The sequence below is a fragment of the Micromonospora sp. NPDC048842 genome (assembly GCF_040649935.1).
Lineage (GTDB): Bacteria > Actinomycetota > Actinomycetes > Mycobacteriales > Micromonosporaceae > Micromonospora > Micromonospora hortensis.
The window spans coordinates 268,496-289,054 of sequence record NZ_JBEZGK010000004.1; the positions used below are offsets into that span (position 1 = coordinate 268,496).

Annotated in this window: 19 protein-coding genes; 8 read left to right on the forward strand and 11 right to left on the reverse strand. The window is 72.4% G+C overall.

What is annotated here, in order from left to right:
* Window position 1 precedes the first annotated feature (1 nt).
* From AB0C19_RS08340 to serS, 3 genes are all read left to right on the forward strand, one after another.
* A complete protein-coding gene (locus tag AB0C19_RS08340; protein WP_357181313.1) occupies window positions 2-1,198 on the forward strand; it encodes a saccharopine dehydrogenase NADP-binding domain-containing protein in 1,197 nt (398 codons plus the stop codon).
* Window positions 1,199-1,223: 25 nt separating this feature from the next.
* Entirely contained in the window at window positions 1,224-2,306 is a 1,083-nt protein-coding gene (locus AB0C19_RS08345; RefSeq protein ID WP_357181316.1) for a MerR family transcriptional regulator, read from the forward strand.
* Between the two features lie 96 nt (window positions 2,307-2,402).
* Complete coding sequence (serS, locus tag AB0C19_RS08350; protein WP_357181319.1) at window positions 2,403-3,686, forward strand: serine--tRNA ligase; 1,284 nt, start codon at window positions 2,403-2,405, stop codon at window positions 3,684-3,686.
* 24 nt (window positions 3,687-3,710) lie between these two features.
* Here serS and AB0C19_RS08355 read toward each other — a convergent pair whose 3' ends face one another.
* Genes AB0C19_RS08355 through AB0C19_RS08370 form a run of 4 tightly spaced genes read right to left on the reverse strand, consistent with a single transcriptional unit; the run spans window position 3,711 to window position 8,398 of the window.
* Window positions 3,711-4,592 (reverse strand): cytochrome c biogenesis protein CcdA, encoded by an 882-nt coding sequence (locus AB0C19_RS08355; RefSeq protein WP_357181322.1) that lies wholly within the window; start codon window positions 4,590-4,592, stop codon window positions 3,711-3,713.
* Window positions 4,589-5,236 carry a thioredoxin-like domain-containing protein gene (locus AB0C19_RS08360; RefSeq protein WP_357181325.1) on the reverse strand — a complete coding sequence of 216 codons (648 nt, stop codon included), beginning with the start codon at window positions 5,234-5,236 and terminating at the stop codon, window positions 4,589-4,591. The genes AB0C19_RS08355 and AB0C19_RS08360 overlap by 4 nt, the downstream gene beginning before the upstream one ends.
* A gap of 52 nt (window positions 5,237-5,288) precedes the next feature.
* The gene (locus AB0C19_RS08365; RefSeq protein ID WP_357181329.1) at window positions 5,289-6,752 is read right to left on the reverse strand and encodes an NADH-ubiquinone oxidoreductase-F iron-sulfur binding region domain-containing protein; all 1,464 of its coding nucleotides are present in this window, start codon (window positions 6,750-6,752) and stop codon (window positions 5,289-5,291) included.
* On the reverse strand, window positions 6,752-8,398 hold the full coding sequence (locus AB0C19_RS08370; protein ID WP_357181332.1) for a ferric reductase-like transmembrane domain-containing protein: 1,647 nt from the start codon (window positions 8,396-8,398) through the stop codon (window positions 6,752-6,754). The genes AB0C19_RS08365 and AB0C19_RS08370 overlap by 1 nt, the downstream gene beginning before the upstream one ends.
* 271 nt (window positions 8,399-8,669) lie before the next feature.
* On the opposite strand from AB0C19_RS08370, the gene AB0C19_RS08375 reads away from it, so the two are divergent.
* Together AB0C19_RS08375 and AB0C19_RS08380 are read left to right on the forward strand one after the other, a co-directional pair.
* Window positions 8,670-10,115: an alpha-amylase family glycosyl hydrolase gene (locus tag AB0C19_RS08375; protein WP_357181335.1), complete on the forward strand. Its 1,446-nt coding sequence runs from the start codon at window positions 8,670-8,672 to the stop codon at window positions 10,113-10,115.
* A 75-nt stretch (window positions 10,116-10,190) separates the two neighbouring features.
* The gene (locus AB0C19_RS08380; protein ID WP_357181338.1) at window positions 10,191-11,102 is read left to right on the forward strand and encodes a L,D-transpeptidase; all 912 of its coding nucleotides are present in this window, start codon (window positions 10,191-10,193) and stop codon (window positions 11,100-11,102) included.
* A gap of 16 nt (window positions 11,103-11,118) precedes the next feature.
* Here AB0C19_RS08380 and AB0C19_RS08385 read toward each other — a convergent pair whose 3' ends face one another.
* From AB0C19_RS08385 to AB0C19_RS08400, 4 genes are read right to left on the reverse strand one after another with little or no spacing between them, the layout of a single operon-like run.
* A complete protein-coding gene (locus tag AB0C19_RS08385; protein ID WP_181539422.1) occupies window positions 11,119-11,751 on the reverse strand; it encodes a response regulator transcription factor in 633 nt (210 codons plus the stop codon).
* The gene (locus AB0C19_RS08390; protein ID WP_357181341.1) at window positions 11,748-12,878 is read right to left on the reverse strand and encodes a histidine kinase; all 1,131 of its coding nucleotides are present in this window, start codon (window positions 12,876-12,878) and stop codon (window positions 11,748-11,750) included. The genes AB0C19_RS08385 and AB0C19_RS08390 overlap by 4 nt, the downstream gene beginning before the upstream one ends.
* Window positions 12,879-12,905: 27 nt before the next feature.
* A complete protein-coding gene (locus AB0C19_RS08395; RefSeq protein ID WP_357181343.1) occupies window positions 12,906-13,706 on the reverse strand; it encodes an ABC transporter permease in 801 nt (266 codons plus the stop codon).
* 1 nt (window position 13,707) lies between these two features.
* Window positions 13,708-14,607 (reverse strand): ABC transporter ATP-binding protein, encoded by a 900-nt coding sequence (locus AB0C19_RS08400; protein WP_357181345.1) that lies wholly within the window; start codon window positions 14,605-14,607, stop codon window positions 13,708-13,710.
* Window positions 14,608-14,666: 59 nt separating this feature from the next.
* Between AB0C19_RS08400 and AB0C19_RS08405 the strand changes: the two genes are divergently transcribed.
* Both AB0C19_RS08405 and AB0C19_RS08410 read left to right on the forward strand, forming a co-directional pair.
* The gene (locus tag AB0C19_RS08405) at window positions 14,667-15,602 is read left to right on the forward strand and encodes an alpha/beta fold hydrolase (RefSeq protein WP_357181348.1); all 936 of its coding nucleotides are present in this window, start codon (window positions 14,667-14,669) and stop codon (window positions 15,600-15,602) included.
* A 160-nt stretch (window positions 15,603-15,762) separates the two neighbouring features.
* Complete coding sequence (locus tag AB0C19_RS08410; RefSeq protein ID WP_357181351.1) at window positions 15,763-16,902, forward strand: site-2 protease family protein; 1,140 nt, start codon at window positions 15,763-15,765, stop codon at window positions 16,900-16,902.
* A gap of 28 nt (window positions 16,903-16,930) precedes the next feature.
* Here the strand turns inward: AB0C19_RS08410 and AB0C19_RS08415 are convergent, their stop codons facing one another.
* The 3 genes from AB0C19_RS08415 to AB0C19_RS08425 all read right to left on the reverse strand — a co-directional run bounded on the left by AB0C19_RS08415 (window position 16,931) and on the right by AB0C19_RS08425 (window position 20,003).
* Window positions 16,931-17,839: an alpha/beta hydrolase gene (locus tag AB0C19_RS08415; RefSeq protein WP_357181354.1), complete on the reverse strand. Its 909-nt coding sequence runs from the start codon at window positions 17,837-17,839 to the stop codon at window positions 16,931-16,933.
* Between the two features lie 143 nt (window positions 17,840-17,982).
* Window positions 17,983-19,254 (reverse strand): FAD-binding protein, encoded by a 1,272-nt coding sequence (locus AB0C19_RS08420; protein WP_357181356.1) that lies wholly within the window; start codon window positions 19,252-19,254, stop codon window positions 17,983-17,985.
* Window positions 19,251-20,003 (reverse strand): hypothetical protein, encoded by a 753-nt coding sequence (locus AB0C19_RS08425; RefSeq protein ID WP_357181359.1) that lies wholly within the window; start codon window positions 20,001-20,003, stop codon window positions 19,251-19,253. The genes AB0C19_RS08420 and AB0C19_RS08425 overlap by 4 nt, the downstream gene beginning before the upstream one ends.
* Before the next feature lie 120 nt (window positions 20,004-20,123).
* Between AB0C19_RS08425 and AB0C19_RS08430 the strand changes: the two genes are divergently transcribed.
* A complete protein-coding gene (locus tag AB0C19_RS08430; RefSeq protein ID WP_357181362.1) occupies window positions 20,124-20,546 on the forward strand; it encodes a hypothetical protein in 423 nt (140 codons plus the stop codon).
* Window positions 20,547-20,559: the final 13 nt, after the last annotated feature.

Here is a 20,559-nt window from a genome sequence, read left to right on the forward strand (position 1 = left end):
GATGACTGGCGAGCGAACGTACGACGTGGTGCTGTTCGGAGCGACCGGGTTCACCGGCGGCCTGACCGCCGAATACCTGGCCCGACACGCGCCGGCCGAGCTGCGCTGGGCGTTGGCCGGGCGCAACCCGCAGCGCCTCGCCGCCGTACGGGATCGGCTCGCCGCTATCGACCCGAGCCTGGCCGAGCTGCCGCTGCTCACCGCCGACGTGACCGACGCCGACTCCCTGCGGGCGGTGGCGGAGAGCGCCCGGGTGGTGGCCAGCACCGTCGGCCCGTACGTCCACCACGGGGAGCCACTGGTCGGGGCCTGCGCCCGGGCCGGCACCGACTACCTGGACATCACTGGCGAGCCGGAGTTCGTCGACAGCATGTACGTGCGTCACCACGCCGAGGCGACACGCACCGGCGCGCGGCTGGTGCACGCCTGCGGCTTCGACTCCATCCCGCACGACCTGGGCGTCTGGTTCACAGTCAAGCAGCTGCCCGCCGACGTACCGATCACAGTGGACGGGTACGTGCGCGCCGGCGGCCGGTTCTCCGCCGGCACCTACCACTCTGCGCTCACCGCGTTCTCCCGTACCGGGCAGGCCAGCCGGGCCGCCCGGGACCGTCGGGCTGTCGAGCCGCGCCCCACCGACCGGCGGGTCCGGGCGGTGCCCGGCCGGCTGGCCCACTCGGCGGAGCTGGGGATCTGGACCGTGCCGCTGCCGACCATCGACCCGCAGGTGGTCCGCCGCTCGGCCGCGGCCCGCCCGGAGTACGGCCCGGACTTCCGCTACCGGCACTTCGCCGCCGTGAAGCGGCTGCCCACGGTGCTGGCCGGCGCGGCCGGGCTCGGCGCGCTGATCGGGCTGGTGAAGCTGCCGCCCAGCCGACGCTGGCTGCTCGGGCGGCTCGCGTCCGGGCAGGGGCCCACCGCGGCGCAGCGGGCGTCGTCCTGGTTCCGGGTCCGGTTCGTCGGCACCGGCGGCGGGCAGCGGGTGGTCACCGAGGTCGCCGGCGGTGACCCCGGCTACGACGAGACGGCGAAGATGCTCGCCGAGTCGGCGCTGTGCCTGGCGCTCGACGAGCTGCCGCCGACCGCCGGGCAGCTCACCCCGGTCGCCGCGATGGGTGACGCGCTGCTCGACCGGCTCGTCCGGGCCGGCCTCACCTTCCGGGTGCTCAAGCAGGAGACACGGGGGCCCTCGGCTTGACCCTCGACCGGGTCGAGGGGGCAGGATGCCCAGCGTGAGCGACCTGCACAGCATCGGCGAGCTGGCCCGGGCCAGCGGCCTGACCGTCAGCGCACTGCGCTTCTACGACTCGGCGGGGGTGCTGGAGCCGACCCTCGTCGACCCGGTGACCGGCTACCGCTGGTACACCGAGGGGCAGATCGCCCCGGCCCGGCTGGTGGCCGGGCTGCGTCGGATCGGCATGCCGGTGCCGGAGATCGCCGCCGCGGTACGCGCCGAGCCGGCAGTGGTGCACCAACTGCTCGATGCGCACCTGCGCAGGCTGGCCGACGGGCTCAGCGACGCCCGCCGCGAGGTCGACCGGCTCCGGGCCCTGGTGGACCCGGCCCCAACGACCGCCACCACACTCCTGGTCGCCCCCGCCGCCCTGGCCGCCGCGCTCGACGCGGTGCGCTTCGCCGTCGGCGTCGATCCGGAGCTGCCGATGCTCGCCGGCGTGCTGTTCGACGTGGAGTCCGACGGGGTCCGGCTCGTCGCCACCGACAGGTACCGGCTCGCCCTGGCTCGGGCCGGGGCCGACGTCGACGGGCCGCCGGTGCGGGTGTTCGTGCCGGTGGCCCTCGTCGACCAGCTCCGGCCGCTGCTCGACACGGCCGACACCTGGCCGGTACGGCTGAGCGTGGCGGGCGCGGACCTGCGGGTGCGGGTGGCCGACCGCACGCTGACCGGCGCCGCCCTGCCGTACGACTTCCCCGACTACCACCGGCTGCTGCGCAAGTCAGTCGGTGAGCGGCCGACCGCGCGGCGGATCCCGGTGGACGCGGCAGCGCTGCGCGCGGCGCTTGCCGACCCGGCGGCCCCCACCGTCGCCCGCGACCACGACGGCACGACCCGGGCGGTCACGGTTCTCGGCGTCGACGACAAGGGCGAGCTGCGGCTGCTTCCCGCCGCCGAGCTGGGCTCCGACGCGCTGCGGGTCGGGGTGGACGGTGGTTACCTGCTGGACGCGCTGAACGCGGCCGGCGCGCCGCAACTGGTGCTGGAGTTGGATGGGCCGATCGCCCCGCTGGCCGTACGCCGACCGGACGACGCGGACACCTACTCGGTGCTCATGCCGATCCGGCTGTAGAAATCCCTCGCGCTCCCCGTAGTCGGGTGGAAACGTGCGCGACGGTAACATCTGATGGTTCACCAGTGAACCCCGGACGGAGGCGTACGGAGCAGCATGCTCGACATGGAGTTGATCCGGAAGGATCGCGAGGCGGTGGCAACCGCGCTGGCGAAGCGTCTGGATCCCGCCGAGGTCACCCGTGCCCTGGACGAGATCCAGCGGCTCGACCAGGAACGCCGCGCCCTGATCACGGAGATCGACGCCGAGCGGCAGCGCCGCAAGGCCGAGGCCCGGGCGTACGCGCAGGCGAAGCGGGCCGGCGAGGAGCCGCAGGCCGCCGCGCCGGAGGCGGAGCGTAAGCAGCTCGCCGAGCTGGAGTCCCAGCTTGACGAGGTGCAGGCTCGGCTGCGCGACGCGATGAGTGAGCTGCCCAACCTGCCCAGCGACGACGTCGTGGCCGGCGGCAAGGAAGCCAACCGGGTGGTGAAGACCTTCGGTGAGCCGCCGGTGATCGAGAAGGTCCGCGACCACGTGGAGCTGAGCCGCGCGTTGGGCCTTGTCGACTACGAGCGCGGGGTCAAGCTCGGTGGGTCCGGTTTCTGGATCTACACCGGGGTCGGCGCCCGGCTGGAGTGGGCGCTGCTCAACTACTTCGTCGACCAGCACATCAAGGCCGGCTACGAGTTCCTGCTCCCGCCGCACCTGCTGCTGGACTCGGCCGGCTTCGCCGCCGGTCAGTTCCCGAAGTTCTACGACGACGTCTACCACCTGGACTCGGCGTCCGCCCCGCGTGGCCAGTTCCTGCTGCCCACGTCGGAGACGGCGATCCTCGGCGCGTACCAGGACGAGATCCTGGAGACCCCGAAGCTGCCGCTGAAGGCGTTCGCGTACACCCCGTGCTACCGGCGGGAGTCGGCCGGCTCGCACTCGGACGAGCGCGGCACGGTGCGGGGGCACCAGTTCAACAAGGTGGAGATCTTCCAGTTCACCCTGCCGGAGCAGGCCGACGCGGCGCTGGAGGAGATGCTCGCCCACGCCGAGAGCCTGGTCGAGGGGCTGGGTCTGCACTACCAGCGCACGCTGCTCTCCGCCGGTGACGCCAGCGCCTCGATGAAGAAGACCCTCGACATCGAGGTGTGGATGCCGAGCACCGGCAAGTACAAGGAGGTGTCGTCGGTCTCCTGGGCCGGCGACTACCAGGCTCGTCGGGCGGCCATCCGTTACCGCGAGCCGGGCGGCAAGCAGACCCGCTTCGTGCACACCCTCAACGGTTCGGCGCTGGCCACCAGCCGGCTCTTCCCGGCCATCCTGGAGCAGTACCAGCAGGCCGACGGCAGCGTCCTGGTCCCCAAGGTCCTCCAGGACCGCCTAGGTACCGACCGCCTAACCCCCCGCTAGCCCATCCCGGCGTTGATCATGAAGTTATTGCCCCTCGCCTCGGCGTGTCACGGCAATAACTTCATGATCGACGGGGCGGGGGCGGGAGCGCCTGGTTAGGGCTGCTGTCAGCAGGAGGGCCGCTAGGGCGGCTACGAGCAGGGCCGGGCCGACCGAGTCCAGGGTGTTGGCCAGGGTTCGTTGTAGCTGGGACGCCGCTTGGATGACCGGGTCGCCGAGGGCGTCGCGGCGGCCGGCGGCCAGGCGTAGCTCGTACCAGCCGTACCAGGCGACGTAGCCGCCGGCGACCAGCAGCACCAGGCCACTGAGTCGGGGCACCAGCGCGCCGGCGACGCGTAGCCGGGCCACCAGGCCGTCGCGCAGCAGCGCCACCCCGAGCGCGGCGACAGCCACCACCAGACCCATCCCGAGGGCGTACGCGCCGAACAGCGCCAACCCCTGACCGGTCGAGCCGGCCTGGAGGCTGGTCACCACGATGGCCAGGAACGGCGCGATGGCGCAGCCGAGCGACGCCAACGCGTACACCGCGCCGAACAGCGCCATCGACGGCCAGGACCGGGTCAACCGGGGCGCCCGGGCGGACCAGCCGGGGGCGGGCAGTCGACGGCCGGCGAGCAACCAGCAGCCGGCCACCACCAGCAGCACGCCGAGCGCCACCGTCAGCCACGGCAGGCGGGGCCGCAACCAGCCGGCCAGCGGCGCGAGCGCCAGGCCGAACGCGCCGAACACCAGCACGTACCCCACTGTCAGCCCGGCCGCCGCGGTGAGCGCGCGGCCGACCGCGCCGCGGGTGTCCGACGTCCCGGCGACCAACAGCGAGAGGTACGCGGGCAGCAACGCGAAGCCGCACGGATTGACCGCGCCGAGCATGCCGGCGGTCAGCGCGAGCAGCAGTGTGGCGGTCACGCCCCGGCCAGTGCGGCGACCTTGGCGGTGAGCGCCTCACCGTCGAGGAAGCCGTGGTGGACGACAGTGCCGTTCCGGTCGATGATCACGAAGATGCTCTGCTCGGTCACCTTGAACCGCTTCCAGAGCGCGCCAGCGGTGTCCTCGATCTGCTGCGTCGCGCCGAGGTCGAACTCGGTGACGAACTCCTTCATGGCCTTCCGCTCGCCCAGCCCGGCGACGCCCACGATCGGCACCGTGTCCCGGTACCTGGGTTCGATCTCGGCCACCGTCCAGGCCTGGCTGGCGCAGGTGGCGCACCACGGGGCCCAGAACCACAGGACCACCGGTTTGCCGGCGAGCCGTGCCGCGTCGAAGGCGGCCCCGCCGAGCGTGGTCCCGGTGAAGCGCAGGACGTCCGGGACCCGCGCCGCTGGCGGTTCGCCGGTCGGGGTGGACGCGGCGTCGGTCGGCGTGGGCGGGGCACCGGTCGAGGTCGGGGCCGATCCGGCGGCGGCGGGCCCACCCGGTGCGGTGCCGGTACAGGCGGCAACGTTGAACAGGGCCACCACGAGCGCCCCGGCGGTGGCGGCACGGCGAAGCTGCCCGGCCGCTGCCCAGCGGCGAAGCTGCCCGGCCCCTGTCCACGCCCTGCTGACCCGCATCCGCTTCTCCGTTTCCGGTCCGGAAGGGACCCTTGCTGGACCTGAGGCGTCGCTACTCGGCCTTGGCGAGTCGCAGCGCCAGCTCCGGGCAGACCTTGACCGCCTTCAGCGCGCCCTCGCGCAGCCAGGTCGGCACGGGGGTGGCCGGGAAGGCGGGATATCCGTTCGCGTCGAGCCGAATGAAGTCCGGTACGACGTGCGCGCAGAGGCCATGCCCGTCGCAGCGGGACCAGTCCAGTGTCAGCTTCTGCGGGTTCGCGTCGGGTGCCCCCGGCAGCCCCATCACGCCCTTGACCCGTCGGCCACAGCCGTCGCCGGTGCTGTGCAGCCGCAGGTCCTCGGCGAAGACCTCGATCGCCGAGAGCGCGAAGCGGGCGGTGCCGTCCGGGTGGCTGCACGCGCCCCGGCCCTTAACCTCGCCGGCGGCGGCGCGCACCACGTCCGCCGGTTGGCTGCCGGCGACGGCCAGGTCAACGGCGCGGGCCAGGTCCGGCAGGCCCATCTTGCACGGCCCGCACTGGCCGGCGGACTCGCCGGCCAGGTAGCGCACCACCTGGGCGGCCTCACCGAGCGGGCAGGTGTCGACGCCGAGCGGGACGATGATGCCGGCGCCGAGGGTGCCGCCGACAGCGGCCAGGCCCTTGCGGGATACCTCGGCCCTCTCCGCCGCCTCCGGGGTGATCCACTTGCCGTGGTAGCCGCCCATCAGGATGCCCTGGGTGGCCGGCACCTCGCACAGGTCGAGGACATCGCGCAGCGGCATACCGGCAGTGCATTCCACCACCGCCGGTCGGCCCGCCGCGCCGGTCACTGTGAGCAGCACGGTGCCCGGCTCGTCGTCGGTGCCGAGGGCCGCGTACTCGTACGGGCCCAGTCGGGCGCCGACGGCGAGCTGGGCGTACGTCTCGGCGTTGGAGAGCAGGGTGGGCAGGCCGCTGACCCCGGAGTCGCTGGAGCGCTTCTTGGTGCCCGGCGGGATGTGCGGCAGCCCGTTGATCCCGTTGACCAGTGCGCCGCCCTCGCCGGAGATGAACCGGTGCGGCACTGTGACGATCGTCGTCTGCACCGGCATCCGGCGCTCTTCGAGGGCCTCCATCAGCGAGTCACGGCCGACCCCGTCGTCCGCCACACCGATCACGATCTCGTCGGCGTCCAGCGCGTACGCGGCCAGCGCCGCCCCGTCCAGGACCAGGTGCGGGGCGCGGGTCAGCAGCACCTTGTCCTTCCAGCTGGCCGGCTCCCCCTCGGTGGCGTTGACCACCACCACTGCGGCGAGGTCCTGCCGCTCGCAGGACTCCAGCACCGCGCGCAGTTTGCGGGCGAACGGGAAGCCCGCCCCGCCCTTGCCCTTGAGCTGCATGCCCTCGGCGAGCTGGAGCAGCTGCGCCGGCTCCATCGGGCCGATCGGGCCGTGCACCTCCTCGTGCGCGAGCAGGTCGAGCCGGCCGTACTCGGCGAAGCCGGCGGTGAGCCGCGGTTCGCCCACACAGGCGACCGGTGGCACGGCGGTCCGCATCACTTCGCCTCACCCCGCAGCCCGGCCCAGTACGCCCCGTCCACAGCGTCGGCGCTGGCCTTGCGGCGCTTGGACTTGCCCTCGCCGGCTGCTCGTCGAGCACGTCGGGACGCCAGGTCGACAAGGGTCGGGGTGTCGTCGACGGGCGGCGCCACCTCGTCCGGCACGTACCGGGCCGGCGGACGCCAGTAGTCCGGCTCCTCGGGCAGGTCGTCCTCGACGCTGTGCCGGCCGCTGCCGCTGCGCGGCGCCGACGAGATCGGGCTGCTGGAGATCGGGCCGGCCGAGATCGGCTCGACGGAGATCGGGCCGGCGGAGATGGGCTCGTTGGCCTGCCACCGGCGTGGACTGTCCCACGGCTCCTCGGCGTCGTCGAAGGTCGGCTGCGGTGGGGCCGAGTAGCGACTGCCGTCGTCCTCGCTGCGGGACCGGCGACCGGACCGCTCAGAGGTCTGGTCGTCGGCGCGTCGCCGGCCGGTCGGTACGTCCTCGTCCCGGGTGCGGGAGCCGCGTCGCCGGCTCACCGGCTCCAGCTCCTCCTCGTCGCGTCGGAACGTGCCGGTGTCCTCCACGCTGCGGCGGGCCGATCGGCTGGTAGTGGTCTCCTCGGCCCGCCGGCTGCGCGAGGACCGTTCGGTGTCGCGGCGGGCAGCCGGCTCCTCCTCCCGCCGACGTCGGCTGGGCCGGGTCGGCTCGACGAGGGAACCGGGCTCGGGCACCACCGGGACGGTGAACCGTTCCGGGTCACGTCGTGCGGCCGGCGCGGCCCAGGTGGCGGTGGTGGTCTCCGCCCAGGCGGGACGCTTGTCGGCGGCCTTGCTGCGCCGACCCAACCCGGCCAGCAGCGATCGGGCGGTCTTCGCCTCCTCGGCCCGGCCGGCCATCACCGCGTTACGCACCGCTGCCTGGTGCTGCTCGCGGCTGCGCCGACCGATGGTGACCGAGAACCGGACCAGCAGGGCCAGCACCACCAGCAGAATGCAGCCCAGGTAGCTGAACATCACCCAGGGCGCCGCGGCCCGACCGGCGTTGAGGCCGTGAAAGACAGCGAACGGCCAGGCCAGGTAGGCGGTGGAGTGCAGCGTGCGCCACAGCCACTTCGGACCGACGTCGGCGAAGCGGGCGCGGATGATGCCGGTCCAGATCACGCTGACCATCAGCAGTGCGGCGACAGTGCCGAGCCCCACGTAGAGCCCTCGGCCACCGACGAACGGCACCAGCGCGTCGGTCGCCGCCGCCCGCCCGGTGGCGATCTTGGTGAGGACGTGGAAACCGAGCCCGGCCACGCCCAGCACGCCGGTGGCCCGGTGCGCCGACTGCATCAGCACCCGGTGCGAGATGCGCAGCACCAGCCGGTCGGTGGCGAGCAGGCCGAGCATCACGGTGAGGCTCAACGCCACCAGGGAGACCACCCCGGCGAAGAACTCGGTGAAGAAGAAGCCGTACGCGTACGCCGTCTGACCGGCGCCGGTCAACATGATCGCCGCCCAGAGCGCGGCGAGCACCGACGCGATCAGCAGGGCGCTCGCCGATCGCGACGGGGTGCGCACCCCCCGACTGCTGGCGCTGGTCCGGACCGTCGCCGCCTTCTTGTCCTGCTGTGCCCGGGCCATCTGCTCCTCGATCGTCTCGCGGCGGCGTACCACCGGCCGACCCCTGCTCCCCCATCCAGTACGGACCGGCGGGGCGCGCGGATCACCCGCCGACGGAAATTTCTCTGCCGAAATCGAACCGAGGGGCGCGGCAGTGCGTTGTACCCGCTTCCCCCACCGATCTGGACAGTGACGAATGTCCATGCATTGACAGTCGCCGCAACACGCTTGTAACCTTTCAGCAAATTTCAGCCAGGCTTGCAAGATTCCGGCAAGCCGGCACTCCCCCACCGCACCACCACCCCCGCTCCCGTCAGGAGTCCCCATGCACCGACGTCGACGCGGCTCGGCGCTCCTCGCCCTCGGCCTGATCGCCAGCCTGCTCGTCCCCACCGCCGTGACGGCACCCCCGGCCGCCGCCGCCCCGTCCGGCGGCAAGAAGGTCATCGTCCAGCTCTTCGAGTGGAACTGGCCCTCGGTGGCCAGCGAATGCCAGAGCACCCTCGGCCCGAAGGGCTACGGCTTCGTGCAGGTCTCGCCCCCGCAGGAGCACGTGCGGGGCAACCAGTGGTGGCTGGCCTACCAGCCGGTCAGCTATCGGATCGAGTCCCGCAAGGGCACCCGGGCCCAGTTCCAGTCGATGGTGAACACCTGCCACGCGGCCGGGGTCAAGGTGATCGTCGACGCGGTGATCAACCACATGTCCGGTCAGGACAACGGCGGCACCGGCTGGGCCGGCTCGTCCTACTCGCACTACGACTACCCGGGCATCTACCAGACCCAGGACTTCCACCACTGTGGGCGCAACGGCGGCGACGACATCGCCAACTACAACGACCGGTACGAGGTGCAGAACTGCGAGCTGGTCAACCTCTCGGACCTCAGGACCGAGTCGGACTACGTCCGCACGAAGATCGCCTCGTACCTCAACGACCTGCTCTCGCTCGGCGTCGACGGCTTCCGGATGGACGCCAGCAAGCACATGCCGGCCGCCGACATCGCCGCCATCAGGGGCAAGCTGTCCCGCTCCGCGTACATCGTGCAGGAGGTCATCCACGGCGCCGGCGAGCCGGTGCAGCCGACCGAGTACACGGGCAACGGTGACGTGCACGAGTTCCGCTACGGCAAGGACCTGGCCCGGGTGTTCCGCTCCGAGCGGTTGGCGTACCTGCGCAACTTCGGCGAGGGCTGGGGGCACCTGCCCACCGGCTCGGCCTCGGTGTTCGTCGACAACCACGACACCCAGCGCGACTCCGGTGGTGTGCTGACCTACCGCGACCGGGGCATCTACGCGCTGGCCAACGCCTTCATGCTGGCCTGGCCGTACGGCTCCCCGACCGTCATGTCCAGCTACACCTTCAGCAACCGGGACGCCGGCCCACCGTCGGACGGCGCCAACAAGACGCTCAACGCCACCTGCTACTCCGGCTGGGAGTGCGAACACCGCTGGCCGGTGATCGCCAACATGGTCGGCTTCCGCAACGCCACCGAGGGCGCCGGCGTGGCCAACTGGTACGACAACGGCAACAACCACATCGCGTTCAGCCGCAGCGGCAAGGGCTTCATCACGGTCAACGACGAGGACGCCGCTGTGAACGGCCGCTCCTACTACACGGGGCTGCCCGCCGGTCGATACTGCGACGTCATCCACGGCACGTACGCGAGCGGCACGTGCAGCGGACCGGTGATCACGGTGGACGGTAGCGGCTGGTTCGCGACGAACGTGCCGGCGCACGACGCCGTGGCCATTCACATCGGCGCGCGAATCTGATTCGACAGGGGCCTCCGGACGGCGGGTCTCGCCGAACCGGGGGCCCCGAAGCATCAGCCACCATAGAGTGGTTTCGTGCCGTTTGACCGAAAGACTCCGTACCGTCGTCGCGGCGTCTGGGTGGCCGCCGCGATCGGCGTACCCGCGCTGCTGGTGACCGCGCTGCTTGTCGGCCAGGCCCTCACCCCCAGCTCGACGGCCCCCGACGACCGCAACGTGGTGGTAGCCGACCCGACTCCGAGCAGTGTGGACCAGAGCCCGGAGGAGTCGATCCCTCCGGCCGCGCCCGCCCCGGACGGGCTGCCGGTTGTCGACTACGACCCCGCACCCGGAGGGTTCCCCGCCGACCCGGACACCATGGACGTCACACCGCTGACCGAGGGCGTGCACCCGACCAGACGGATCGCCGCGTACGACGCGCCCGGCGGTCGGCCGCGCGCCTTCCTCGAACCGACCATCCGCGGTGTCGAGCTGACAATGCCGATCGCCCAGCGGCGCGCCGGCTGGACGGCCGTCCTGCTGCCCTCGGCCAACCGCCGGCTCGCCTGGCTGCCGCCCGGCGGGTTCGAGACGGTGCCGCTGCGCGACCAGATCGTTGTGGAACGCAAGGTCCACCGGCTCACCTGGTACCGGGCCGGCAAGGCGGTGCGCACCTGGGAGGTCAGCCTCGGCCAGTCGGGCCAGGAGACTCCACTGGGGCGGACCTTCATCCTGGGCCGCACCCCACCGCCGGAGGAGGTCTACGGCGGGGTGGACATCTACGCCCTCGGTTCGGTGCCCGACGACCCGGAGTCGGTGCCGTCCGGGCTGCGCGGCGCGCACATCGGGGTGCACACCTGGCACCACGACGACGAGCTGGGCGAGAACACCACAAACGGTTGTATCCGGCTGACCCGCAGCGGTCAGCGGGAACTGCTCGCCGAGGTCCGTCCCGGAAGCAGCGTCGTCGTGGTCGACCAACTGGCCGCCCCGCCGCCGACCGCCTGAGCGCCGGCCGGCAGCGTCACTCGCCGAGCAGCCAGCCGTTCTGCTCGGCGACCCGGATCGCGTCGGCCCGGTTGCGGGCACCGGTCTTGCCGATCGCCGCGGACAGGTGGTTGCGTACCGTCCCCTCGGAGAGGTGCAACGCCCTGGCCAGGTCGGCGGCGCTGCCACCGCCTCGCGCGGTCCGCAGCACCTCGGTTTCCCGCTCGGTCAGCGGGCTGACCCCGGCGGCCAGGGTCTCCGCGGCCAGCGTCGGGTCGACCACCCGCAGGCCGGCGTGCACCCGGCGGACCGCGTCGGCGAGCTGCCGGGCCGGGGTGTCCTTGACAACGAAACCGCTCGCACCGGCCTCCATCGCCCGGCGCAGGTAGCCGGGTCGGCCGAAGGTGGTCACCACCAGCACCCGGCAGGTCGGCAGCGCGGCCCGCAACGCCGCGGTGGCGGCGATTCCGTCCAGGCCGGGCATCTCCACGTCCAGCAGGGCGACGTCCGGGGCGCTGCGTCGAGCCTCGGGCACCACCTCGTCGCCCCGGCCGACCTCGGCGACCACCGTCAGGTCCTCCTCCAGCGAGAGCAGGGCGGCCAGCGCGCCCCGGACCAGCGCCTGGTCGTCGGCGAGCAGCAGCCGGATCGGCGTGGAACCGCCGCTCACCGGGCCTCCCCCGGCGCGTGCACCCGCAGCAGAAAACCGTCGCCCGCCGGCCGACGGCCGACCGTCACCACCGCGTCCAGCCGCCGCGCCCGCTCCCGCAGGCCGACCAGCCCGTGCCCGCTCGGGTCGGGTGTGGACGGGCCACGACCGTCGTCACTGATCTCGACCCGATCCGGGTGGACCCGGATCACGCAGCATCGCGCCCCGCTGTGCCGGACCACGTTTGTCACCCCTTCCCGTACCGCCCAGCCGAACAACCGGTCCCACTCCTCCGGCAGCGCCGGCACCTCGGTCGACACGTCCGCCGCGATGCCCGCCGCGGCCAGCGCGGAGCGGGCGCCGGCCAGCTCCGCGGCGAGACTGACCTCGCGGTACGCCCCGACCGTCTGCCGTACGTCGGCCAGCGCGGCCCGGGCCAGCGCCTCCACCTCGGCGATCTCGACGGCGGCCCGCTCCCGGTCGACCTCGATCAGACGCCCTGCCAACTCGGCCTTGATCGCCACCACTGTCAGCGAGTGTCCGAGGATGTCGTGCAGGTCGCGGGCGGCGCGGGACCGCTCCTCGGCGACCGCGAGCCGACCGATCTCCTGTTGGGCGGCGCGCAGTTCGCTGTTGCGCTGGGCCAACTGGGACACCCCGAACATGGCGAACGAGGCGAGCAGCACCGCGAAGACGATGCCGTTCTCCGCCTCCCACCCCGGCACCAGCCAGGAGGCCAGCACGGGGGTCACCGCGCAGAGCACCACGACGGCCAGCGCCTCCCACGGCGGCAGCAGGAACACCGCCGCCGCGGCCACGTAGACAAGGGTGGCCAGCCAGTCCCCTTCGGTGCCCGGGAGGCTGGCCAGACCCACCGCGAGCAGCAGCGCCAGCCCGACCCGCGCCCGACCCGTCGGAATCGGCAGCATTGACTGGCGCAGCTTGCGGGCCCACTGGAACAGCAGCACGTAACCGATGCCGAAGACGACCAGGGCCACCACGCCGAGGGCCCGCCGCCACGGCTCCGGCTGGTGCAGCGCTGTGGCGAGCGGCACGTTGAGGAAGAACAGCCAGACGGCGGCCAGCAGCCAGCCGGTGACCCGCCAGTGGCGGCTCACCGGCCAGGGCTGCCCGGTCGAGAGGTCCATCGGGTTCACGCTAGCGGTCGCGGCCGGTCAGACCCGCGCGGTGTCCCGGCGGAACAGCCGGGCCGCGCCGACGCCGAAGAGCAACGCCCAGACGACGAGGTTCGCCACCGCCGCCATGCTCACCCCGTCGCCGGTCAGTGGGGCGCGGGCCAGCACGCCCATGCCGTACACCGGGGTGAACTTCGCGACCTGCTGGAGCACGTCCGGCAGCACCTCGACCGGGACGAACAACCCGCCGAACATGGCCAGCACCGCCAGGACGGGGCCGATGATCTGCATGACGTTCTCGGCCGGCGCCAGGTAGCCGATGAAGAGACCGAACGCGGCGAAGACCAGCGAGCCGACCCAGGCGGCGAGCCCGGACAGCAGCCAGACGTACGCCGGGACGCGAACGCCGGCCACGGCACCCACCAGGAACTCGATGACGACCGCGAGCAGACCGAGACTCATCGCGGTGATCAGCTTGGTCGCCACGTACGCCGCCGGGCGCAGCGGGGTGAGCCGCAGTTGCCGGCTCCAGCCCAACGCCCGCTCGGTGGCCACCGCGCCACCGACGCTGGTGGTGGCCACCATCGCCGCGTAGACGGCCAAGCTGATCATCACGTACGCCGTCACCGGCCGACCGTTGTCCAGTGACTGCCCGCCCTGCGGCAGGCCGAAGATGAGGAAGAAGACGCCCGGCATGATCAGCGTGAAGGCGAGGGTGCGGCGGTTGCGCAGCACCCGGCGCAGCTCGATACCCAGGGCGCCGGGAGCGAACCCGCCCAGCGCGGGCAGCCGACGGTCCGGCTCGGTGACAGCGGCGCGGGTGGGGGTGGAGATGGTCATCTCAGGCTCCGGTCTGCGCTGTGGTCAGGGCGAGGAAGGCGTCCTCGAGGTTGCGGGAGGTGATCTCGACGTCCCGGGCGGCGGTCCGGGTCAGCAGGTGCCGGGCGACGGCGTCCGAGTCACCGGTCCGCACCAGCACGCTGTCGCCGCGCACCTCCACGGCGTCCACGCCGGGCAGGGCGGCGAGCGCTGCCTGGTCGGCGCCGGGCAGGGTGGCCCGCACGGTACGGCCGGCGGCCAGGTTCTTGATCTCCGCGGTGGTGCCGTCGGCGACGATGCGCCCCTGTCGGACCAGCACGATCCGGTCCGCGTACGCGTCCGCCTCGTCCAGGTAGTGGGTGGCGAAGATGACTGTCCGTCCCCGCCGGGCGTCACGGCGCAGGGCCTGCCAGAAGTCGCGCCGACCCTCGACGTCCATGCCGGTGGTCGGCTCGTCGAGCACCATCAGGTCCGGGTCGGGCAGCAGGGCCAGCGCGAAGCGCAGTCGTTGCTGCTGACCGCCCGAGCAGCGCCCGACCACCCGGTCGGCGATGTCGGTGATACCGGCCCGCTCCAGCACCTCCGCCGCCGGGCGGGTGTGCCGGTAGAAGTGGGCGGTCATCCGTACCGTCTCGCCCACCGTGAGGTCCTTGAGCAGCCCACCGGTCTGGAGTACGGCGGCGACCCGACCTCGGGCCACCGCTTCGTCAGGGGTGCCGCCGAGGACGCGGACGGTGCCCGTGTCCGGGCGGGACAGCCCGAGCAGCATGTCGATGGTGGTGGTCTTGCCCGCGCCGTTCGGGCCGAGGAACGCCACCACCTCGCCGGGCTGCACCCGTAGGCTCAACCCGTCGACAGCGGTGACCGTGCCGAAGCTCTTGGTGAGGCCGTCCAACTCGACAGCCGGATGCGTACTGGTCATGCCACTGATGCTCCGGTGGGGCGTACCCCGATGCCCGGAGCGGTCGTCACGCTCCGACCGTGACATTTGTCAGGGCGGCCGGATTCCGGACGGGCACAGCGGGTAACCGCCGGGCCGAACCGCGACACCGGGAGGACGCGATGGGTGCCACGCCGCAGGGTCAGGTCGACACGGTCGTGCTGATCCACGGGCTCTGGATGACGCCGCGTAGCTGGGAGGGGTGGGCCCGGCGGTACACCGAGCGCGGCATGCACGTCATCGCCCCCGCCTGGCCCGGCATGGACCGGTCAGTGGAGGAGTTGCGCGACGACCCCGGCCCGATCGCCGAGCAGAGCATGGCCACGATCGTGGCGCACTACGACCGGATCATCCGGGCGCTGCCCCGCCCGCCGATCATCATGGGGCACTCGTTCGGCGGCCTGTTCGCCCAGGTCCTTGCCGACCGGGGTCTCGGCGCGGCGGTGGTGGGAGTGCACCCTGCTGCGGTGAAGGGCGTGCTCAAGGTGCCACTGAGTCAGCTGCGCTCGGGCTTTCCGATCCTGCGCAGCCCCGCCAACCGGGGCAAGGCCGTCCCGTTCACCCCTGACGACTTCGCCTACGCCTTCGGCAACACGATGAGCCGCGAGGACTCCGACCGGGCCTGGCGGCGCTACGCCGTCCCCGGCGCCGGGCGGGTCTTCTTCGAGGGCGCGTTCGCCAACCTCGACCCGCGCTCGCCGGCCCGCGTCGACGTCGGTCGCAACGACCGGGCGCCGCTGCTGCTGATGGCCGGCGAGGTCGACCACGTGGTGCCGGCTTCGGTGGTCCGCGCCAACGCCGGGCTCTACCAGAAGTCCCGGGCCCTGACCGCGTACGAGCAGTTCGCCGGCCGATCGCACTTCACCGTCGGCCAGGACGGCTGGGAGCAGATCGCCGACTACGCGCTGGACTGGGCGCTGCGCGCGGCGGCATTGCCCCGCGAGATGACCATCGCCAGCGAGACCCCCCGCCGCTGACCTGGGCTCGGCGCCAGACAGGCGGGCATGATCCACTCGTCGTCCATGACGTCGGGGTATCCCTGGCGCCAGAACACCCCGACTTCACGAAAGCGGAGTGGATCACACCGTTTGCCTGAGTCCTCGGCATGCCCACGGTCTGGCGGGGTATCTCGGTGGGATGAGGGCCAGTTTCCGGCTTGGCCGGGTCGCGGGAGTGCCGGTCGGCGTCAACTGGAGCGTGCTGGTCATCTTCGCGTTGATCGCCTGGGGCTTGGCAGCGAACCAGTTCCCCCGTTCGTACCCCGACCGCTCGTCGGTGGCGTACCTGATCGCCGGGCTGGCCGCGGCGGTGGTGTTCTTCGTCGGCCTGCTCGCCCACGAGGTGTCGCACGCGATCGTCGCCAAACGCAACGGGCTGACTGTCGACGGCATCACGCTGTGGCTGTTCGGCGGCGTGGCCGAGTTGCGGGGCGAGCCGCGTGACCCGGGCGCCGAGTTGCGCATCGCAGGCGTCGGCCCACTGGTCAGCCTGCTGATCGGGGCGTTCTTCGGTGCCATCGCGGCGCTGCTCGCGCTGGCCGGGCAGGGCGGGCTGCTGTTCGGGGCGGTGGCCTGGCTGGCGGGGATCAACGTCCTGCTGGCCATCTTCAACGTGTTGCCGGCCGCGCCCCTGGACGGTGGCCGGTTGCTGCGCGCCGCGGTCTGGAAGGCCACCGGTGACCGGACCCGCGCCTCAGTGGTCGCCGCCCGGGCCGGCTGGGTGCTGGGTGTGCTGCTGATCGGCCTGGGGTTGTGGCAGTTCCTGTCCGGTGTGGGTTTCGGCGGGCTGTGGTTGGCGCTGATCGGCTGGTTCCTGATCGGGGCGGCCGGGATGGAGGAGCGGCAGGCCCGCACCGGCACCGCGCTGCGCGGGATTCGGGTGGGCGATGTGATGACCCCGCAGCCGCAGACCGCCTCGGCGCAGATGACTGTCGCGGACTTCGTCGACCACTACCTGTTCGCGTACCGGCATTCGGCGCTGCCGCTGACCGAGGACGGCCGGCCGACCGGCCTGGTCACCGTCGACCGGGTGCGGGGCGTGCCGCCGGAGCGGCGGGCGTCGACCACGCTGGCCGAGGTGGCCTGTCGAGCCGACGAACTGGTGCTGGCCCAGCCCGGCGAACAGCTCAACGACCTGCTCCCCCGGCTCTCCGAGTGCGCCGACGGCCGCGCCCTGGTGGTGACCGAGGACGGCCGTCTGACCGGCATAGTCTCCCCCAGCGACATCAGCCGCGCCGTCCAACGCAGCACCCTCCGCACCCCCACCCCCTCCCGGTGATGCGGGGCAGGGGGCAGGGGGCAACGGGTCAGGAGTGGGGGCAGGTGTTGCGGTACTCCTGGATGGTTGTCGAGGCGGGGGGTGCGGGGCAGAGGAACTGGTCGTAGCGGGTGTCGTCGTCAACGAAGCGCTTCAGCCAGGAGATGCTGTACTTGGCGACAGTCACGTTCGTCGAGGTGGGCGCGGAGTGGCTGGCGTTGTTGAGTTCCAGGTACGCCTTGTCCAGCGTGGACGGCAGGCTGGTGTAGAAGGGCTCCGAGTGCGACGAGACCGGCGCCACCGAGTCGTTCTCCGCGCCGACCACAAGCGTCGGCACCCGTACGCCGGACCAGTTCTTGACCGTGTGCCAGCCGGTCAGCGGGATCGCGGCCTGCAACTGCGGTCGTGAGTTCGCCGCCGAGAGGCTGCCGCCGCCGCCCATCGAGTGCCCCATCACGGCGAGCCGGTTGCGGTCGATCCGGGTACGCACGCCGCTGGTGTTGGTGAGGTAGTCCAGGGCTGCGAGCAGTTGCGTGCCCCGGCTGGTCGGCTGGTCGTAGCGGGACAACGTGTCGATCGTGATCACCACGAAGCCCTGCGAGGCGAGGCGCGGCCCCAGCCAGGCCACGCTGGACTGGGTGGCGGTGTAGCCGGGTGAGATCGCCACAGCGCCGAAGGTGCCCTCGGCGGTGCTGGTCGGGTAGTAGATCGTTCCTCCCCGGAACCCGCTGACGCTGGAGGCAGCGACGGTGCTCTGGGCGATGGCGAACGCACCGCGGCTGGCCTCGATGCTGGCCACTGTGGGGGCCGGGCCGCGCTCGTACGGGCTGGCTGCGGCGTGGGCGGCCGGCGCTGCGCCCAGTCCGGCGCCGAGCACTGCCAGGGCGAGCGCCCACCGCAGACCGCGGCGGGGACGAGGGGCGACTGGTTCGGGGGTGATGGCGGGTACGGGCTGCATGTCTCGCTCCGAGGGGTGGAGCCGACGGTCCCGGGACGGGGACCGGACGATGAGACTCATCGACAAACATCAGTGTCTGTCGATGGTCTTCCACCCCACCAATCCCAGCCGCCCCATGCCACGGCGCTATGGCACGCGCTCGGTCAGCGGGGGAAGTAGCGGTCCAGGGCGTCGGTGCGGAACGTGCCCGTCGGGTCCAGGTCGGCCAGGAGCGCGGCGAAGTCGGCGTACCTCGGGTAGCGGGCGGACAGCTCCGCCGGGTCGGTGACGAAGACCTTGCCCCAGTGTGGGCGGGGCGCGAAGGGCGCCAGCCGCTCCTCCACGGCGGCCACCACGGGCAGCACCGCCGCGGTGTCGTCGACCCAGGTGAAGTGCAGCACGAAGCTGTCCCGCCGGTAGTTCGGGCTGAGCCACAGCTCGTCGGCCGCGACCGTCCGCAGCTCGGACACCAGCAGCACCGGGGCGATCAGGTCGGCCAGGTCGTCCAGCGCGGCGAGCGCGTCAGCCGCCGCCGTACGGGCGACGTGGTACTCGGACTGCAGTTCGTCGCCGCTGCTCGGGGTGAAGCCGAGCTTGAAGTGCGGCAGCCGCTCGTGCCACGGGCCCGGCTCGCCGAGCTGCGGGGTGCAGTTCTCCGCCGGCATCCCGAGCACCGGGTGCCGGGGCTGGTCGGCCGCTGTGGTGCCCAGCCAGTCCGCCGAAGGTTGCGGCTGGTCGGCCAACTGCTTGCGCCACACCTCGCGCAGCCGGGGCGTACGGAAGTCGGTGAAGACACTGACGCTGTACGCCGAGCCGAGCGCCTCGTCCAACGCCGTCCGGTCCAGGTCGAGGCGTACGTACTGGCGCAGCGCGAAGGTCGGCACCACGTCCAGGGTCACGCGGGTGACCAGGCCGAGCGCGCCGAGCCCGACCACCATGCCGGCGAACGTGTCGGTGTCGCTGTCGACCCGGAGCAGATCGCCGTCGGCGGTGACCAGCTCCAGGCCGGCGACAGCGCTGGCCAGGTTGCCGTGGGTCTGGCCGGAGCCGTGGGTGGCGGTGGCCACCGCACCGGCCACCGAGATGTGCGGCAGCGAGGCGAGGTTCGCCAGCGCGTACCCCTGGGTGTGCAACTGTCGGGCGAGGTCGCCGTAGCGCAGCGCGCCGCTCACTGTGACCTGTCCCCGCTCGTGGTCCACCTCGACGACCGGGGGCAGCCCGGCGAGGCTGACCAGGTCACCGTCGGTGTCGCCGAGACTGTTGAAGGAGTGCCCGCTGCCCACCGCCCGGATCCGGCTGCTGCCGGCGACGAGCCGGCGCAGTTCGTCGACGGAGGTGGGGCGGTGGAACGCCTTCGCGGCGTACCGCACGTTGCCGGCCCAGTTGCGGCGCGGAACCTCAGTGGTCGACGCGGCGTGCGATCCCTGCGCGGTCATGTGGCGGTCTCCCGATCGGTGCTCTGCTGGTCGGCCAACGCGGTGACGAGGGCGTCCAGAACCGTATCCGTCTGGAACGTGCCGTAACCACGTTGGGCGACCGGCAGACCGGCAGTGATGGCGCGTTCGATCTCTCCGCGGGCCGCCTGCCGGGCTGACGCGTCCCCGGACATCAGCGCGTCCTGGCCGCGTCGGATCAACCGGTCGACCCGGTCCATCTGGTAGCCCCGCAGGCCGACCGGGAGCTCCGGGGTCTCGAAGGCGGCGCGACGCAGCGCGAGCAGGTCGACGAAACGGCCACCGGCATGTTGGGTGAGCGCTGCGGACACCTGCTCGGGCTGCTCACGGACCTGGTCGAGGACGAGCAACTCGACGGCTGCTCGGCCGTCGAGCGGGTGGCGGGCGGTCACCAGCTCACGCGGCACGGCCTGCACCGGCACCATCAGCAGTCGTGGCGGCTCCGGATGGCCGTCGCGTCGGGGCGGCTCGTCGAGGACCAGCACGTCCACCTCGGCCCACCCGATCTCCCGACGCAGGCCGGGCCGCCGGATGCTGAGCCCGTCCGCGTGGATCCTGAACCGGAACGGCCGCATCGCGCTGACCAGCGCCACCGCGCCGAGCGCGATCGCCCCCACCGCGATGATCGTCCGTAGCAGGGCGCCGTCGCTGCGATAGACCAACAGGAGCACTCCACCGAGTACGCACACCAGGGCGAGCGCACGGGCCCCCCGATTCCGGCGCAATTCCACGCTCGGACCCCCGTTTCATGACCGTGGCGTCGGTCCCGACATCTTCCGCCAGACCGGGCACCAAGGACACCGGTCGATCGGGCACGGTTGTTCTCGTCGTCGTCGGGGAACCCTACGCCCATGAGCAGCTACCGCGATCCGGCCGCACGAGGTGACGTCTTCCCCTCCGAGGAGGAGCTGGACCCCACCGGCACCGAGGTCGAGCAGGCCAGCGCACCGCCGGCCGGCGGGCTTCCGAGCCACCCGTCGCCCACCCCCGGCCCTCGACCGACACCGGCGCCCGCGCCCGCCCCGACGCCGGTGCCGGCACCCGGCCCGCCGCCGCGGGCCAGTGGCGCACAGTCGATCGTGACGCGTCACCTGGACGGCTCGGTGGAGGTGGTCACCGACCTCGACGGTGACGGCGTCGCCGACGTCGTCCAGATCGACGTGGACGGCGACGGGATTCCGGACATCACCTACGTGGACAGTGACCGCGACGGGCGGCTGGACACCGTGCTGGGTGACCCGAACGCGGTCGGGACGGGCGTCCACCGGGCCTGACCGGCGGCGGCGT

Coding starts and splice junctions, on each gene's coding strand:
- AB0C19_RS08345 (WP_357181316.1), top strand. CDS start 1,224: ATGCCCAGCGTGAGCGACCTGCACAGCATCGGCGAGCTGGCCCGGGCC.
- AB0C19_RS08415 (WP_357181354.1), bottom strand. CDS start 17,839: ATGCAGCCCGTACCCGCCATCACCCCCGAACCAGTCGCCCCTCGTCCC.
- AB0C19_RS08400 (WP_357181345.1), bottom strand. CDS start 14,607: ATGACCAGTACGCATCCGGCTGTCGAGTTGGACGGCCTCACCAAGAGC.
- AB0C19_RS08360 (WP_357181325.1), bottom strand. CDS start 5,236: ATGCGGGTCAGCAGGGCGTGGACAGGGGCCGGGCAGCTTCGCCGCTGG.
- serS (WP_357181319.1), top strand. CDS start 2,403: ATGCTCGACATGGAGTTGATCCGGAAGGATCGCGAGGCGGTGGCAACC.
- AB0C19_RS08420 (WP_357181356.1), bottom strand. CDS start 19,254: ATGACCGCGCAGGGATCGCACGCCGCGTCGACCACTGAGGTTCCGCGC.
- AB0C19_RS08375 (WP_357181335.1), top strand. CDS start 8,670: ATGCACCGACGTCGACGCGGCTCGGCGCTCCTCGCCCTCGGCCTGATC.
- AB0C19_RS08430 (WP_357181362.1), top strand. CDS start 20,124: ATGAGCAGCTACCGCGATCCGGCCGCACGAGGTGACGTCTTCCCCTCC.
- AB0C19_RS08365 (WP_357181329.1), bottom strand. CDS start 6,752: ATGCGGACCGCCGTGCCACCGGTCGCCTGTGTGGGCGAACCGCGGCTC.
- AB0C19_RS08390 (WP_357181341.1), bottom strand. CDS start 12,878: ATGGACCTCTCGACCGGGCAGCCCTGGCCGGTGAGCCGCCACTGGCGG.
- AB0C19_RS08340 (WP_357181313.1), top strand. CDS start 2: ATGACTGGCGAGCGAACGTACGACGTGGTGCTGTTCGGAGCGACCGGG.
- AB0C19_RS08410 (WP_357181351.1), top strand. CDS start 15,763: ATGAGGGCCAGTTTCCGGCTTGGCCGGGTCGCGGGAGTGCCGGTCGGC.
- AB0C19_RS08395 (WP_357181343.1), bottom strand. CDS start 13,706: ATGACCATCTCCACCCCCACCCGCGCCGCTGTCACCGAGCCGGACCGT.